This is a genomic window from Acidovorax sp. KPB24-03, from assembly GCF_057546605.1.
Map to the genome: position 1 here is coordinate 1 of NZ_BAAJYR010000088.1, position 13,914 is coordinate 13,914.

Below are 13,914 nucleotides of genomic sequence, written 5' to 3' on the forward strand. Positions count from 1 at the left end.
CGCCAGGCCAGCCTCGCGGCCTGCGCGCCTTCGGCGCTCACCCGCAGCGTGGCGGGGCCGGGCAGGTCCAGGCGCTCGCCGGCTGCCAGAAAATAGTCTTCCTCGCAGCCATCGCAGGTGACCCAGGCGCAGCCCTGCAGCACCTCCAGCACGGCGGACTGATGGGCCGGGCAGGCGAGGGTCTGCACGGGTGCGAGCGGCCGCAGGGTCCGGTGTGTGGCCGATGGGACGGCGGCGGCAGGCAAAGAGGGCCGGGCGGCCGGGGTGGGGTGCGTCAGGGAGTTCATGGGATCGACTGTGCTTGGGCGTGCCAGGGCGCACCAGCCACAGTCGCCCGCCATGTCGGCCAGTGCAGATGCGCCGCAGGGCCATCTGTGTGGTACCGGTTGGCACCCATCTGTACTGCTGCATCCATTGCTGGACAGTACAGAATCGCACGATGGACGCCGCCGACACCACGCCCCTTTATCTGCAGATCGCGGCGCAACTGGCCGAGCTGGTGCGCAACGGCACGCTGGCACGGGGCGAAAAACTGCCGTCGGTGCGCGAGCTGGCCCGCCAGCGGGCAGTGGCCCAGAGCACCGTGGTGCAGGCCTACCACTGGCTGGAGGATGCGCGCCTCATCACCTCGCGCCCGCGCTCGGGCTTCTTCGTCGCGGCGCGCCCCGCCAGCCTGCCCGAGCCGACCACGCCACGCCCGCTGCGCCGTGCGCGCGAGGTTTCGGTGGACTGGCTGGGCCAGCGCATCCTGGGGCGCGATCAGCCGGCCGACATGGTGTCGTACAGCAGCGGCACGCCCGGGCCCGAACTCTTCAACCCCGACCGGGTGCGGCGCGCGGTCACCCGCGCGGCGCAGCGCCACCGCCACCTGCTGTGCACCTATCCGTCCTCGTCCGGCCACGAGGAGGCGCGCCGCGCGCTCGCCCGCTATGCCGTGGGGCTGGGCTGCAGCCTCGACCCCGAGAACATCGTGATCGCCGGGGGCTGCATGGACAGCATCGTGCTGTGCCTGCGGGCGGCCACGCGGCCCGGCGACATCGTGGCGCTGGAGTCGCCCACGCACTTCTCGTTTCTGGAGGTGCTGCAGGGGCTGCACCTGCGCGCGCTCGAAATCCCCACCCATCCGCGCCACGGCCTGTCGCTGGACGCGCTGCAGCTGGCGCTGGAGACGCAGCCCGTCAAGGCCGTGATGGTGGTGCCCACACTCAGCAACCCGCTGGGCAGCTGCATGCCGCAGGCCGAGCGGCGGCGCCTGGCGCACATGGCCGCGCGCCACGGCATGGCCGTGATCGAGGACGCGATCTACAACGACCTCGTGGAAGTGGACGAGCTGCGCCGCACGGTCAAGTCGTACGACACCACCGGCCACGTCATGCTGTGCGATTCGTTTTCCAAGACCCTGGCGCCGGGCCTGCGCCTGGGCTGGGTGGAGGCGGGCCGCTGGAGCCAGGCGATGCGCGCCATCAAGGACCTGCAGGCCGGCGGGCAGTCGGCGGTGCTGGAATTGGCGCTCGCCGACCTCATCACGCAGGCCGGCCATGCGGCATCGATGCGGCAACTGCGCGCGGCGGTCGCGGCCCGCATGGACGCGGTGCGCGGTGTGATCGCCGCGCATTTTCCGCCGGGCACGCGCGTCAGCGATCCCCCGGGCGGCCTGCTGCTGTGGCTGGAGTTGCCGCGCGCCCTCGACTCGGTGCTGTTGCACGAGGCTTGCCTGGCCGAGGGCCTGCTCATCGCACCGGGCACGGTGTTCAGCGCCAGCGGGCGGTTTCGCAACTGCCTGCGCATCGGCGTGGGCGGCGACTGGACGCCCGCGCACCTGCAGGGCTTGCGCACGGTGGGGGAGATGGCCACCCGCATGCTGCGGTCGGCCGCCATGCGTGTGGCTTGAGACCGCACAGGAAAATCACACGAACTTCGTGCTCCACGAAGTTCGTGTAACATTTATCCCATGAAGAACGTGACCATCACCATGGACGACGCCGCGGCCGAGTGGGTGCGCGTGGAAGCGGCCAAGCGCGGCAGCAGCGTTTCGCGCCTGGTGGGCGAATGGCTGGCCGAGAAGATGCGGCAGGAAGATGCCTATGCCCAGGCCATGCGAGAGGCGTTGAGCTTCGAGAGCTGGGGCGCCTCCGACGGGCCCTATGTGCCGCGCGAAATCCTGTTCCAGCGATGAGCACGACCCCGATCTTCGTCGACACCGAAGTGCTGCTGTCCAGCGTGGACGACCGCGATCCGGCCCGGCAGGCGCGTGCGCGCGAATGGCTCACGTTCTGCTGGCAGACACGCAGCGGCCGCGTCAGCTCGCAGGTGCTCAACGAGCTGTACAACCAGGCCATCCAGCGCTTTCGGGGGCCGCACACGCTGCAGCAGGTGCGCGCGCAGGTGCGGCGCTTTCGGGTGTGGCAGCCGCCGCACCTGGACGCCTACACCGTTGACGGCGCGTGGGATCTGCAGGACCGCTACGGCCTGGGCTACTGGGATGCGCTCATTCTCTCCTCCGCGCACCAGCAGGGCTGCCGCTACCTGCTGACCGAGGCGCTGCCGCACGACCAGCCCATGGACGCCGTGCGCCCCATCAACCCCTTCCTCATCGCTCCCCACGAACTGGACACCGCCGAATGACGAGCCCCGCCACCCCCGCTGCCACGCCGCCCAGCGCCCTCGACCGCATCCGCCCTGACGTGCGCGCCATGCACGCCTACACTGTGCAGCCCTCGGCCGGCCTGCTCAAGATGGACGCGATGGAAAACCCGTTCCGCCTGCCGGCGGACCTGCAGGCGGCCCTGGGCGAGCGGCTGGGCGCGCTGGCGCTCAACCGCTATCCCGGCGACCGCATCGCCGACCTGAAGGCCGCGCTGGCTGACTACGTGGGCATGCCGGACGGCCACGCCATCGTGCTGGGCAACGGCTCCGACGAACTCGTCACGCTGCTGGCGCTGGCCTGCGCGCAGCCCGGCACTGGCCAGCGCGCCACGCTGCTCGCGCCCATGCCGGGCTTCGTGATGTACCCCTTGAGCGCGCAGCTGCAGGGGCTGGACTTCGTCGGCGTGCCGCTCACGGCCGACTTCGAGCTCGACGAGCCGGCCATGCTCGCGGCCATCGCCCGGCACCGCCCGGCCATCACCTACATCGCCTACCCCAACAACCCCACCGCCACGCTGTGGAACGAAGGCGCGGTGCAGCGCATCATCAACGCCGCGGGCGCGCAAGGTGGCATCGTGGCCATGGACGAGGCCTACCAGCCCTTCGCCAGCCGCACCTGGATCGATCGCATGCGCGCCGAGCCCGGGCGCAACGCGCATGTGCTGCTGATGCGCACGCTCAGCAAGTTCGGCCTGGCCGGCGTGCGGCTGGGCTACCTGATGGGGCCCAGCGCGCTGGTGGCCGAGATCGACAAGGTGCGCCCGCCCTACAACGTGAGCGTGCTCAACTGCGAGGCCGCGCTGTTCGCCCTGGAGCATGCGGGCGTGTTCGCGGCCCAGGCGGCCGAACTGCGGCACGAGCGCGCCGCGCTGCTGGCTGCGCTGAGGGTGCTGCCGGGCGTCGAGAAGGTCTGGGACAGCGAAGCCAACATGGTGCTGCTGCGCGTGGCCGATGCCGCCCGCACCTACGAGGGCATGAAGGCCCGCAAGGTGCTCGTCAAGAACGTTTCTACAATGCACCCACTGCTGGCCAATTGCCTGCGCCTCACGGTCGGCAATGCGGCCGACAACGCCCAGATGCTCGCCGCGCTCCAGGCCTCCCTATGACCTCTTCTGCACTCGTTCCTTCCGCCCTGTCCGACAGCCCCGACGCCGACCGCATCGCGGAGGTGTCCCGCACCACGGCGGAAACCCGCATCCACGTGCGCGTGAACCTCGACGGCACGGGCGAAGCCCGCCTGTCCACGGGCATCGGCTTCTTCGACCACATGCTCGACCAGATCGCGCGCCACGGCCTGATCGACCTGCGCATCGAATGCGAGGGCGATCTGCACATCGACGGCCACCACACGGTGGAAGACGTGGGCATCACGCTCGGCCAGGCGTTCGCGCGGGCCGTGGGCGACAAGAAGGGCATCCGTCGCTACGGCCATGCCTATGTGCCGCTGGACGAGGCGCTGTCGCGCGTGGTGGTCGACTTCTCGGGCCGCCCGGGGCTGCACCTGCACATCCCGTTCACGGCGGGCAGCATCGGCGGCTTCGACACGCAGCTCACGTATGAATTTTTCCAGGGCTTCGTGAACCACGCGGGCGTCACGCTGCACATCGACAACATCAAGGGCATCAATGCCCACCACCAGTGCGAGACGGTGTTCAAGGCCTTCGCCCGCGCGCTGCGCGCAGCGCTGGAGCGCGACCCCCGTGCGGCCGGTGTCATTCCCTCCACCAAAGGGTCCCTCTGAGGTTTTCGGCTCCATGGGCCTCCAGCGCTCATCCAACATGCGCAAGCAGCTATGAAAAGTGAAGCAAAAACCGTGGCCGTCGTGGACTACGGCATGGGCAACCTGCGCTCCGTCTCGCAGGCCGTCCAGGCAGCCGCCGAGGGCACCGGCTGGACCGTCGTGGTCACCTCGCGGCCCGAGGACGTGCGCGCCGCGCAGCGCGTGGTGCTGCCGGGACAGGGCGCCATGCCCGACTGCATGAGCGAACTGCGCGAATCGGGCCTGCAGGCGTCGGTGCTGGAGGCCGCTGCGTCCAAGCCGATGTTCGGCGTGTGCGTGGGCATGCAGATGCTGCTGGACCGCAGCGCCGAGGGCGACACGCCCGGCCTGTCGCTCATCCACGGCGAAGTGCTCAAGTTCGACCTGGCCGGCCGCCAGCAGCCGGACGGCAGCCGCTACAAGGTGCCCCAGATGGGCTGGAACCGCGTGGGCCAGGTGCGCCATGGCGGCGCGGCGCACCCGGTGTGGGCCGGCGTGCCGGACCAGAGCTACTTCTATTTCGTGCACAGCTTCTATGCGCGCCCGCGGGATGCGGCGCACTGCGCGGGCGAGGCCGATTACGGCGGCCCCTTTGCAGCGGCGATTGCGCGCGATAATATTTTTGCCACGCAATTCCATCCGGAAAAGAGCGCGGAGCACGGCCTGGCGCTCTATCGCAACTTCCTTCACTGGAATCCCTGATCTTCAACCCCTTGCCGGGCCTGCGGCCCGACCTGGCACATCCTTAGCCTTTCCATCATGCTGCTCATCCCCGCCATCGACCTCAAGGACGGACACTGCGTGCGCCTCAAGCAAGGTGACATGGACCAATCCACCACCTTCGGAGAAGACCCGGGCGCATGGCCCGCAAGTGGGTGGAAGCCGGGGCGCGACGTCTGCACCTGGTGGACCTGAACGGCGCCTTCGCCGGCACGCCCAAGAACTACACGGCCATCAAGTCCATCCTGAAGGAAGTCGGTGACGACATCCCCGTGCAGCTCGGCGGCGGCATCCGCGACCTGGACACGATCGAAAAGTACATCGACGGCGGCCTGCGCTACGTGATCATCGGCACCGCCGCCGTGAAGAACCCCGGGTTCCTGAAAGACGCCTGCAGCGCCTTCGGCGGCCACATCATCGTGGGCCTGGATGCCAAGGACGGCAAGGTCGCGACCGACGGCTGGAGCAAGCTCACGGGCCACGAGGTGGTCGATCTGGCCAAGAAGTTCGAGGACTGGGGCGTGGAGTCGATCATCTACACCGACATCGGCCGCGACGGCATGCTCTCGGGCATCAACATCGACGCCACGGTCAAGCTGGCGCAATCGCTCACCATCCCGGTCATCGCCTCGGGGGGCCTGGCCAACATGGCCGACATCGAGCAGCTGTGCGCGGTGGAAGGCGAAGGCATCGAAGGCGTGATCTGCGGCCGCGCCATCTATTCCGGCGACCTGGATTTCGCCGCGGCGCAGGCCCGTGCGGACGAATTGAACGGCGCTGCCTGACGTCTGGTTCCGGCCGCCTCAGGATGCCTTGCGGCGGCTGAGGCGGGTTTTCAGGCGCCGGTCCTTGCAAGCCCCGGTGCCGTGCGATCCGGACCATCGGTCCGGCGGCTTTTCATCCAACGCGATTGCCACCGAGCGCCAGGCAACGCCGGCGCCAGGCGCGCTTCGGGATCAGCAGCCCGTGACGGCCCGCCCTTGGTTCACCGCGGACACGGTCTGCAGCAGGTTCGTCCAGTACGAAGGCAGGGCGTCCCAGGGGTTGCCGACATCCGCCACCGGGTCGTATTCGAGGTTCGTCATGTAGATGGGGCCGGCGTTGTACCGGGCCGAGGCGGCCGTCTGCACGGCCTGCTGCATGTCGGCACAGGTGGCGGTGTTGTGCACCAGCGAGCTTTGGCGGCTGTTGGCCAGGGTGTACAGCCAGGGCGCGGTGCGCGGGTCGTAGCTGGCGTAGGTGCTGTTGCGCCCTTCGAAGGTGACGAGCACATCGGCCACCGCGGCGTAGCCGGCGGCAGGCACCATGCCGGGGTTGCCGATCACGCGCAGGCTGGCGTCCTTGGCCTTGATGTAGCTGTAGATCTCGCGGTAGAAGTCGAGCCGCGTGGTCTCGGAGGCCATTTCGTCCAGGAAGATGCCGCTGATCGCCCCGCGCCCGAACAGCGCGATGTAGTTGTCGATGTTGGCCTTGATGCTGGCCAGCGACCGCGAGCCCGTGCCGTAGCCGGTATAGACATAGCCCACCACCTTGCCGCCCGCCGAAACGAACGCATTGACGGCGCTCACATAGCTGGCCTCCGCCGTGGTGAACACCCCGTTGTTGGGATTCAGGATCGCGGTGATGGACACCGCCGGATTGGCCGCCGCACCGCTGGCCAGCAGGGTCCAGCCCTGGCCCGACGAGGGGTGGAAGTAGGCAGGCACCAGCACCTCCAGTGCCGCGGGTGCCGGGCGCAGATACACCACGCGCGTGGCGGTGACCGACTGGCCCGATACGCTGGTGGTGGCGCTGATCTCCTGCCGGCCTGCCGCGGCGCCGGACAGGGTGGCGGTCGCCACGCCTGCGCGGGTCGCGCTGGTGGTGGAGAACGCGCCGGGCAGGGCGGAGAAGTTCACCGCCGTGCCATCGGCCGCGTCGGCGCCGTTCACCGTGACGCGCGCGCTGATGGCCAGGGCGGCATTCGCATTGAACACGGCCTCGGCTTGCGGAGCGTTCAGGGTGATGGCGATGCTGGTCGGAGTGGGGGTCACCGGTGTCGTCGGGTCGGTGGAGCCCCCTCCACCGCCACCGCCGCAGGCGGCCAGCAAGGCGGCAAGGGACAGGCCGCACCAGCGGGTGATGCGGGCAACGAGGGTGATGCGGGCGGGAATGCGTGGCATGGGGATATCCTTTGCAGCGGGAAAGGGAAGGGTGAGGTGTCGGACAAGGTGGAGGCAATCGGCGTGCCGGGTGCGGATCCGTGGATCAACAGGTGGGCGGCGCGGCGCCCCGGTTGACGGCATCCACGGTGCCCAGCAGGCGGGTCCAGTAGGTCGGCAGGGTGTCCCAGGGGTTGCCTTCCTGCGTGTCGGGGTCGAACGTGTCGTCGGTGACGTAGAGGATGCCGCTGTTCGCGCGTGCCGTGGCCGCAGCGCGCACGGCGGCCTGCATGGCCGCGCAGTCGGCCGCGTCGTGCACCAGGGCGTTCTGGCGCGTGTTGGCCATCTGGTAGAGCCAGCCACCGCTGGCGCGGGGATCGTAGTCGGCAAAGGCCGCGTTGCGGTTCTCGAAGGTCACCAGGGCATCGGCCACGGCGGCATAGGCGGCGTTGGGCACGGTGCCTGGGTTGCCGACCACGCGCAAGCTGGCGCCTTTGCTCTTGACGTAGTCGAAGAGCTGCCGGTAGTAGCTGATCCGGCCGGGTGCGGACGACATCTCGTCGATGAAAAAGCCGCTCACCAGCCCGGTACCGTAGAGGCTGAGATATTTGTCGATGTTGCCCTTGACCTTGCTGATCGAGCGCGATCCGTAGCCGGTGTACACATAGCCCAGCAGCTTGCCCCCCGCCTGCACGAAGGCCGTGGCGGCGGCCGTGAACTCGGGGTTGGCGCGGGTGAAGACGCCATTGCTGGGGTTGAGAATGGCCGTGACGCTGACGGAGGGGTACGCGCTGGCGCCGGCGGTCATGGCGTCCCAGGGCGAGCCGCCGAGGGGTAGAAATAAGCGGGGACCAGCACTTCCATGGGGGCGGCGGCCGGGCGCACGTAAAGGATGCGCGAGGCGGTCACGGCGTCGCCGCTCGAGGCCACCGAAGCGGTCAGGGTCTGGCGCCCCAGCCCGGCGGGGGTGAAGGTGGTGCCGGCCTCGCCGCCGCGCAGCGCGGCCACCGGCGGCGCAAAGCCGCCCGAGGTGGCGGAAAAATCGACGGGCACGCCGTCAGTGATGACGCTGGCGACCCCCGCCTGCACCGTGAGGGAGACCGGCACGCTGGCTCCGGCGTCGAATACATCCTGGTCGAGCGGGGCGGCGAAGGCGGCCTGCGCACCTGCCGTGGCGGCTTCGGCTTTTTGCTCGGAGGCTGGTGCAGGTTCGCTGCCGCCGCCTCCGCAGCCGGCAAGTCCTGCGGCGAGCAATCCGGAAGCCGACCACAGCACCAGCCGCAGTGCAGCGCGGCTCGGCAATGCACGATGGATCGCGTTCGGCATGGCACCCCCCTTTTTTCTGGCCTGAATGGATTTCAGTTTTTTGCCATTGTCCACCGAACGCCAGTCGGGCTACTGCAGCATGAAGGTTTCGTACTCCAGCCGGTTGAGTTGGCGCGACAGCAGGTACATGCCGGTGCACAGCGTGAGCAGCGTGGACAGCGCGAAGCCGTAGCCATACAGGGCCGCGCCGGCATACAGCGTGAAGCCGGTGAGCGCGATGTTCAGCAGCACGAACTGCACGCACAGCAGCAGCACGATGCGGCGCTGGTCCAGGTAGAAGAACACGTTCAGGATGGCCATCAGACCCACCTGCAGGCCCGCGCCGATCACCTGCACGTGCAGCAGCGGCAGGTACAGCCGCGAGATGCCCAGCACGTCCAGCAGCGCCGGGCCGGCCACGAAGGTGACCAGGATGGCCAGCGTCTGGATCTTGCCGATCTCGCCCAGCCCTTGCTGGATCGAGTAGACCATCTCGTCGCGCATGGCCTCGATGTATTCGAGCGAGCCGCCGCTGCGCACCGCGTCGTAGAACTTGTCGTAGTACTCGACGAAGTCGGTCTCGATGCGCACCAGGAACACCGCCATGCCCGGAATGATGGACAGGTAGGCCAGGAACACCGGCAGGTCGTAGATGAGCGATGCGCGCAGCCCGCCGATGATGTTCTGGGACGTCGGCGGGAAGTACCAGAACATGAACTTGTCGATCCAGATCCCGAAGTTGTAGAGGAACCCGATGGCCACGAGCGACGGATACAGCAGCTTGCGCTCCGCGAAGTCGAACGCGATCAGCCGGCCCTTGGGGTTGAACTCCTGCACCACCAGGATCCACATGCCGGCCAGCAGCAGGTAGTTGCCCAGCACGAAGCCCGTCAGCAGCCCCTCCAGGCCCCAGGGGCGCATGAAGAGCGAGCCGATCACGATCACCGCGTAGGCCAGACCGAACAGCACCACGATCTCCTTGTACCGCTTCATGCCGGACAGCAGCACCGTCAGCACCCATACGTCGCACATCAGGGTGAAGCCTGCCAGCATCAGCATGCGGTACACCAGCCCCAGGTTGGGCAGCAGCAGGAACAGCGCGATCGTGCCCAGGGCACCGGCCACGAGCGTCACCACCAGCAGCAGCCCGTGCAGGTTGGGCAGGATGAGGTCCTTGCGCTTTTCGAAGAGCCGGTCGGACACGAAGCGCGTGAAAGCCAGCTGCACCAGCCCCGTGAGAATCAGGCTGCCCGCCACCATGTAGGTGACCGAGGTCTGGAACTGCGTGACCAGAAAGCCCGGTACCACCACGCTGGCGCTGAAGATACCGATGAGCAGGATGCCCACGATGGAGAAGACCCACGGGCCCGAGCCGATGACGCCCGCATAGGCGTAGGCCTGCACCAGGCTCACCAGCGTGTTCTTGCGCAGCATGCGGCGCAGTTCGAATCCGATGCCAGCCATCAGCGGGGGCCCTCCGTCTTCTGGAACGCGGTCTCATACACGCGGCGGTAGCGGTCGAACATCATGGTGTCGGTGTAGTAGCGCTCCACGCGCGCAATGGCCGCCCGGCTGGCGCTCTCCCAGGCGGCGGGGTCGTTGAGCAGCGACAGCGAAGCGTCGGCCAGGCGCTGCGGGTCGGCGATCGGCACCACCTTGCCCGAGGCGCCCAGTGCCTTGTCTTCATCGTCCAGCCCTTCGATGAGCTGGCGGCACGAGCCCACGTCGGTGGACACGGTGGGCACGCCCGCGGCGTAGCCCTCCAGGATCACCAGGGGCAGCGCCTCGCTGATCGACGACAGGATCACCAGCCCGATGCGCGGCATGAGGTCTTCCACGCGCTGAAAGCCCAGGAAGCGGATGTTCTGCTCCAGCCCCAGGCTGCGCACGAGGTTCGTGCATTCCTGCGCGTAGGCCGGGTCTTCCTCGGTCGGGCCGGCGATCCAGCCCTCGGCCTGCGGCAGCTGGTTGACCACGCGGCGCATGGCGCGGATGAACGTCTTGATGTCCTTGATGGGCACCACGCGGCCGATGAGGCACAGCACTGGCGGCACCTGGGCCGGACGCTTGTCGCGCAGCGGCGCGAAGCGGCCCAGGTTGATGCCGTTCGGGATGTTGAAGGTGCGCGATGCCTCGGCGCCATCGGTCACCTGCCGCAGCCGGTTGGTCTCGTACAGCGCGATGATCGGGTCGGCCGCCGCGTAGCAGTAGTAGCCCAGCCATTCGAAGAACTGGATCCACATCTGGCGGAAGTACGACAGCTCGGTCGGGTCGCGCTGGAAGATGTTGCGGTTGTCGCGGATCCACTCGCTCTTGAAGAGGTCGATCTTGCGTTCCTTGGTGTAGATGCCGTGCTCCGACAGGATCAGCGGCACACCGCGCGCCTGCTCGATCAGCCCGCCGAGAAAGCCGGCGTAGCCCGTGGAGGCGCAATGCACCACGCGCACCGGAATGAGCTGCTGCGCCACGCGGGCCAGCGTCCACAGCGGCTGGTACATGATGCGCACCGTCCAGAAGTAGTCCACGAACGACGGATCGGTGCAATGGTCGCGGTAGCTCTTGCAGATGATTTCCCAGGCCCGCTCGCTGTAGAGGAAATCCTCCAGCGGCAGGCGCCCGCCCGGCTGCATCTGCTGGGTGATCTCGCGGAACGCGGCCATCGTCTGCGGGCTGCGGTCGCCCGTGCGGAACGACTCGACCAGGGTGTGCACCATGTCCAGGGCCGCGCGGCTGCCCTTGCGCCGTGCGGGCAGGGTGCGCACGCCCAGGTGGTCGTAGAGGTAGTGCTCCTCGAAGTGCACGACGTTCGGCGGCAGCTCGTACTTGAACGCGGAATAGTCCTCGCGGCGGCTGCCCAGGAAGACGATGGCAAAGCGGTATTCCGGGTAGGCGCGGATGATCTGGTTGATCCAGCTCGACACGCCCCCGCTCACATAGGGGAAGGTGCCCTCCAGTAGCAGGGCGACGTCTGCCTCGCTGGCTTTGGGCCCTGTCATGGCGCACTCCAGTAGTCGAGGACGGGGCGCAGCCGGGGCAGCGCGCGCCATTGGTTGAGCTGCTGCACCAGTTCGCGCGTCTGCGCGAAGTCACGCCGCTCAAAGCACAGTTCGGCCTGGTAGGGCAGTACGCGCGTGGCGGGCAATCCCAAGTTGCGGGCGAGCGCGTAGGCGGCTTCGGCCTCGTCCACGCGGCCCAGCAGGTGCAGCAGGCGGCCGCGGCGCAGGTTCAGTTGCGGATGGTCCGGCTGCTGCGCCAGCACCTGGTCGCAATACTGCAGCGATTCCTTCACGGCGTGGTCGCGCAGGTCGCCCTGCACCAGTTCCTGATAGACCAGCTCCCAATACAGGTCGGACAGCCGGAAGGCCGATTCGACGGTGAGCGGCCCCGGCACTTCGCCTTCGGTTTCCTTGGCCAGGCGCAGCGCATCCAGTTCGCTGTCGATGGTGCGGTTGATGCGCTTTTCCAGGGTGTCCAGCATGCCGTAGGCGAGCAGGCGCAAATCCTCGCTCGGATCGCTCAGCACCGTGCGCAGCAATGGCGAGGCGATGCGGCCGGACACGTGCTGCAGCGCCACCATGGCGCGCATGCGCGTCTGCATCGGGGCCTGGCTGTTGCCCAAAAAGGACCGCAAACCGGACTGGCGAAAGCTCCCCTGCATGCGCTGGTGGCGATCGAACTCCGGCAGCCGCAGCGATTCGAAGTCGCCCTGCGACGAAGGGCTGCGGTAGATTCGCAGCACCACCACGGCGGCGATCACCCCGATGAATCCGACGATGGGCACGGCATAGCTGAACACTGCCATCAGGCCCAGCACCGGCGCGCGGGGCCGGGCCTGCTCGCCCGACAGCAGGGGCAGCAGAAAGAAGGACAGCATCACGCAGGCCAGGGCGTGCACCAGCAGGTAGCTCGACAGGGCCGCATCCGTGTGGCCCTGGAGCAGCGCGGGCCCGCTCCACGCGCCGATCTCCAGCAGCAGCGCGGAGATGGCGAACTTGATGTTAAGCATGGGCCATTCCGTTGAGCCGCTGGAGCACGGCCAGGGGCTCGCCGTTCAGCGCGATGATGTGCGGAAAAACGCCGGCCTCGGCCAGCGGCTTGCCGCTCTTTTGGCCCGACCAGATCTCCAGGCGGTTGATGTAGCCCTCGGCGGTGGCGTTGTCGCCCAGCGGCATCAGCATGGCCAGCACCTGGCGTTCCTTGCCGGTGATGAGCCAGCTTTCGTCCAGTTCGCGTTTCAGCCGCTCGATCTGGCCCGGAAGGCCGGCCTCGATGGCGCGCGGCAGGAACTCCAGCGCTACGATCACGCTGGGCACCTTGGCCGTGTCGCGGATGTGGGCCAGGCGCTGCGCTTCGAAGGCGAAATCGGCGGGGCACTCCGGCAGCTCCTTCAGGATCGGCGCGGCCACCGTCTGCATGGCCAGGCCGTCGGTGTAGTAGCCCAGCAGCAGGTTGATGGTCTGCAGGTTCTCGGCCTGCAGCGAAAAAGAACGGCATGTCCTCGATCACCAGCAGCCCGTAGATCTCGCCCCCTAGATCCAGCAGCGGCGCGGCGGCGAGGTAGCGGGTCTGCTGCTGGTCCGCCAGCATCTGGCTCACGTGGCAGAGCTTGCGGGTTTCCAGCGCCTGCTGCACGAGCGGGTCGCGCGCGTCCAGTTCGGCACCGCTGCCGATGCGGGCCACGGCCCGGGCTTCGATGCGGTCTTCGGTGGCGGCATACAGCGCCGCGGATTCGAGCTGGCAGTACTGGGCCAGCAGCCGCAGCAGGGTCTGCGCGCCCTGGGCCGCATCCTCTTCGGAGCCGCCCAGCGCCTGCAGCGTGGACAGCGCATCGCGCATGGACATCGGCCGGCCGATCAGCTCCTGCTCCAGGCGGTCGTGCGACAGGCGCAGCAGGTAGTACTGGCGCACCAGGTGCTCCAGGCGCTGGTCCAGATACAGCTGCACGTTCTCGGCCCGGCGGGTGCGCGCCTGCCAGAGGCTGGAGAACTCGCCCACCAGCATCACGAGGATCAGGCCGCCGAGAAAAAAGATCTGCGGAAAGGTGTCGTAGTGTCCGAAGTTGAGCGCCAGCCAGCCGGCCAGCAGCACGCAGGCGCCGCCCAGCCCGGCCAGCGGGCCGTAGCGCAGGGCCACGATCACGGGGGCCAGCCAGGACCAGGGGAACGCGGCCTCGCTCCACAGCGGGTCGAAGGGCTCCAGCAGCATGCCCAGCGCGAGCGCGATGATCGGCAGCAGCAGCGTCTCGCCCAGCATGATGGCCGGACGGGTGTCGGTGTCGGCCAGCTTGCCCAGCAGGTTGGTGGGCAGGTGCCGCACGCTCGGCTTGGCCGGCGGCTCGGGCGC

14 protein-coding genes and 2 pseudogenes are annotated in these 13,914 nt (G+C 68.3%); 7 read left to right on the forward strand and 9 right to left on the reverse strand.

All coding sequences use genetic code 11. The features are described from left to right. The coding region (locus AC27KI_RS11935; protein WP_487113968.1) for a DUF2917 domain-containing protein at positions 1–287 on the reverse strand (287 nt) is incomplete at its 3' end. Positions 288–439: 152 nt separating this feature from the next. On the opposite strand from AC27KI_RS11935, the gene AC27KI_RS11940 reads away from it, so the two are divergent. The 7 genes and pseudogenes from AC27KI_RS11940 to hisA all read left to right on the forward strand — a co-directional run bounded on the left by AC27KI_RS11940 (position 440) and on the right by hisA (position 5,910). Next, the gene (locus AC27KI_RS11940; RefSeq protein ID WP_487113970.1) at positions 440–1,891 is read left to right on the forward strand and encodes an aminotransferase-like domain-containing protein; all 1,452 of its coding nucleotides are present in this window, start codon (positions 440–442) and stop codon (positions 1,889–1,891) included. A gap of 60 nt (positions 1,892–1,951) precedes the next feature. Then, positions 1,952–2,176, forward strand: coding sequence for a CopG family transcriptional regulator (locus AC27KI_RS11945; protein ID WP_284396732.1), 225 nt, complete (start codon positions 1,952–1,954; stop codon positions 2,174–2,176). Then, on the forward strand, positions 2,173–2,625 hold the full coding sequence (locus tag AC27KI_RS11950) for a PIN domain-containing protein (protein WP_284429932.1): 453 nt from the start codon (positions 2,173–2,175) through the stop codon (positions 2,623–2,625). Before AC27KI_RS11945 ends, AC27KI_RS11950 begins: the two co-directional genes overlap by 4 nt. Next, complete coding sequence (locus AC27KI_RS11955) at positions 2,622–3,752, forward strand: pyridoxal phosphate-dependent aminotransferase (protein ID WP_487113972.1); 1,131 nt, start codon at positions 2,622–2,624, stop codon at positions 3,750–3,752. Before AC27KI_RS11950 ends, AC27KI_RS11955 begins: the two co-directional genes overlap by 4 nt. Beyond that, positions 3,749–4,387: an imidazoleglycerol-phosphate dehydratase HisB gene (gene hisB / locus AC27KI_RS11960; RefSeq protein WP_284429934.1), complete on the forward strand. Its 639-nt coding sequence runs from the start codon at positions 3,749–3,751 to the stop codon at positions 4,385–4,387. The genes AC27KI_RS11955 and hisB overlap by 4 nt, the downstream gene beginning before the upstream one ends. Positions 4,388–4,438: 51 nt before the next feature. Next, positions 4,439–5,107, forward strand: a complete 669-nt coding sequence (gene hisH / locus AC27KI_RS11965; RefSeq protein WP_284405133.1) for an imidazole glycerol phosphate synthase subunit HisH — start codon at positions 4,439–4,441, stop codon at positions 5,105–5,107. A 57-nt stretch (positions 5,108–5,164) separates the two neighbouring features. After that, a pseudogene (gene hisA / locus AC27KI_RS11970) lies at positions 5,165–5,910 on the forward strand (1-(5-phosphoribosyl)-5-[(5-phosphoribosylamino)methylideneamino]imidazole-4-carboxamide isomerase). 171 nt (positions 5,911–6,081) lie between these two features. On the opposite strand, the gene AC27KI_RS11975 reads toward hisA, so the two are convergent. The 8 genes and pseudogenes from AC27KI_RS11975 to AC27KI_RS12010 form a co-directional block, all read right to left on the reverse strand. Next, positions 6,082–7,287 carry a spherulation-specific family 4 protein gene (locus AC27KI_RS11975; RefSeq protein ID WP_317352573.1) on the reverse strand — a complete coding sequence of 402 codons (1,206 nt, stop codon included), beginning with the start codon at positions 7,285–7,287 and terminating at the stop codon, positions 6,082–6,084. 85 nt (positions 7,288–7,372) lie between these two features. Then, positions 7,373–8,074 carry a spherulation-specific family 4 protein gene (locus tag AC27KI_RS11980; RefSeq protein WP_487113974.1) on the reverse strand — a complete coding sequence of 234 codons (702 nt, stop codon included), beginning with the start codon at positions 8,072–8,074 and terminating at the stop codon, positions 7,373–7,375. After that, complete coding sequence (locus tag AC27KI_RS11985; RefSeq protein ID WP_487113976.1) at positions 8,071–8,592, reverse strand: hypothetical protein; 522 nt, start codon at positions 8,590–8,592, stop codon at positions 8,071–8,073. The genes AC27KI_RS11980 and AC27KI_RS11985 overlap by 4 nt, the downstream gene beginning before the upstream one ends. 69 nt (positions 8,593–8,661) lie before the next feature. Then, complete coding sequence (gene pelG, locus AC27KI_RS11990; protein WP_284396747.1) at positions 8,662–10,035, reverse strand: exopolysaccharide Pel transporter PelG; 1,374 nt, start codon at positions 10,033–10,035, stop codon at positions 8,662–8,664. After that, the gene (pelF, locus tag AC27KI_RS11995; protein ID WP_284429937.1) at positions 10,035–11,567 is read right to left on the reverse strand and encodes a GT4 family glycosyltransferase PelF; all 1,533 of its coding nucleotides are present in this window, start codon (positions 11,565–11,567) and stop codon (positions 10,035–10,037) included. The genes pelG and pelF overlap by 1 nt, the downstream gene beginning before the upstream one ends. Beyond that, positions 11,564–12,577: a tetratricopeptide repeat protein gene (locus tag AC27KI_RS12000; protein WP_487089344.1), complete on the reverse strand. Its 1,014-nt coding sequence runs from the start codon at positions 12,575–12,577 to the stop codon at positions 11,564–11,566. Before AC27KI_RS12000 ends, pelF begins: the two co-directional genes overlap by 4 nt. Beyond that, on the reverse strand, positions 12,570–12,986 hold the full coding sequence (locus tag AC27KI_RS12005; RefSeq protein WP_487113978.1) for a PelD GGDEF domain-containing protein: 417 nt from the start codon (positions 12,984–12,986) through the stop codon (positions 12,570–12,572). The genes AC27KI_RS12000 and AC27KI_RS12005 overlap by 8 nt, the downstream gene beginning before the upstream one ends. A 139-nt stretch (positions 12,987–13,125) precedes the next feature. Next, positions 13,126–13,824 (reverse strand): annotated as a pseudogene (locus tag AC27KI_RS12010) (PelD GGDEF domain-containing protein); the annotation flags it as partial. Positions 13,825–13,914: the final 90 nt, after the last annotated feature.

Excerpts from the sequence above, each read along its gene's own strand:
- hisH (WP_284405133.1), top strand. The coding sequence starts at position 4,439 with ATGAAAAGTGAAGCAAAAACCGTGGCCGTCGTGGACTACGGCATGGGC.
- AC27KI_RS11955 (WP_487113972.1), top strand. The coding sequence starts at position 2,622 with ATGACGAGCCCCGCCACCCCCGCTGCCACGCCGCCCAGCGCCCTCGAC.
- AC27KI_RS12000 (WP_487089344.1), bottom strand. The coding sequence starts at position 12,577 with ATGCTTAACATCAAGTTCGCCATCTCCGCGCTGCTGCTGGAGATCGGC.
- AC27KI_RS11975 (WP_317352573.1), bottom strand. The coding sequence starts at position 7,287 with ATGCCACGCATTCCCGCCCGCATCACCCTCGTTGCCCGCATCACCCGC.
- AC27KI_RS11945 (WP_284396732.1), top strand. The coding sequence starts at position 1,952 with ATGAAGAACGTGACCATCACCATGGACGACGCCGCGGCCGAGTGGGTG.
- AC27KI_RS11950 (WP_284429932.1), top strand. The coding sequence starts at position 2,173 with ATGAGCACGACCCCGATCTTCGTCGACACCGAAGTGCTGCTGTCCAGC.
- AC27KI_RS12005 (WP_487113978.1), bottom strand. The coding sequence starts at position 12,986 with ATGCAGACGGTGGCCGCGCCGATCCTGAAGGAGCTGCCGGAGTGCCCC.
- pelG (WP_284396747.1), bottom strand. The coding sequence starts at position 10,035 with ATGGCTGGCATCGGATTCGAACTGCGCCGCATGCTGCGCAAGAACACG.
- hisB (WP_284429934.1), top strand. The coding sequence starts at position 3,749 with ATGACCTCTTCTGCACTCGTTCCTTCCGCCCTGTCCGACAGCCCCGAC.
- pelF (WP_284429937.1), bottom strand. The coding sequence starts at position 11,567 with ATGACAGGGCCCAAAGCCAGCGAGGCAGACGTCGCCCTGCTACTGGAG.
- AC27KI_RS11940 (WP_487113970.1), top strand. The coding sequence starts at position 440 with ATGGACGCCGCCGACACCACGCCCCTTTATCTGCAGATCGCGGCGCAA.
- AC27KI_RS11985 (WP_487113976.1), bottom strand. The coding sequence starts at position 8,592 with ATGCCGAACGCGATCCATCGTGCATTGCCGAGCCGCGCTGCACTGCGG.
- AC27KI_RS11980 (WP_487113974.1), bottom strand. The coding sequence starts at position 8,074 with ATGACCGCCGGCGCCAGCGCGTACCCCTCCGTCAGCGTCACGGCCATT.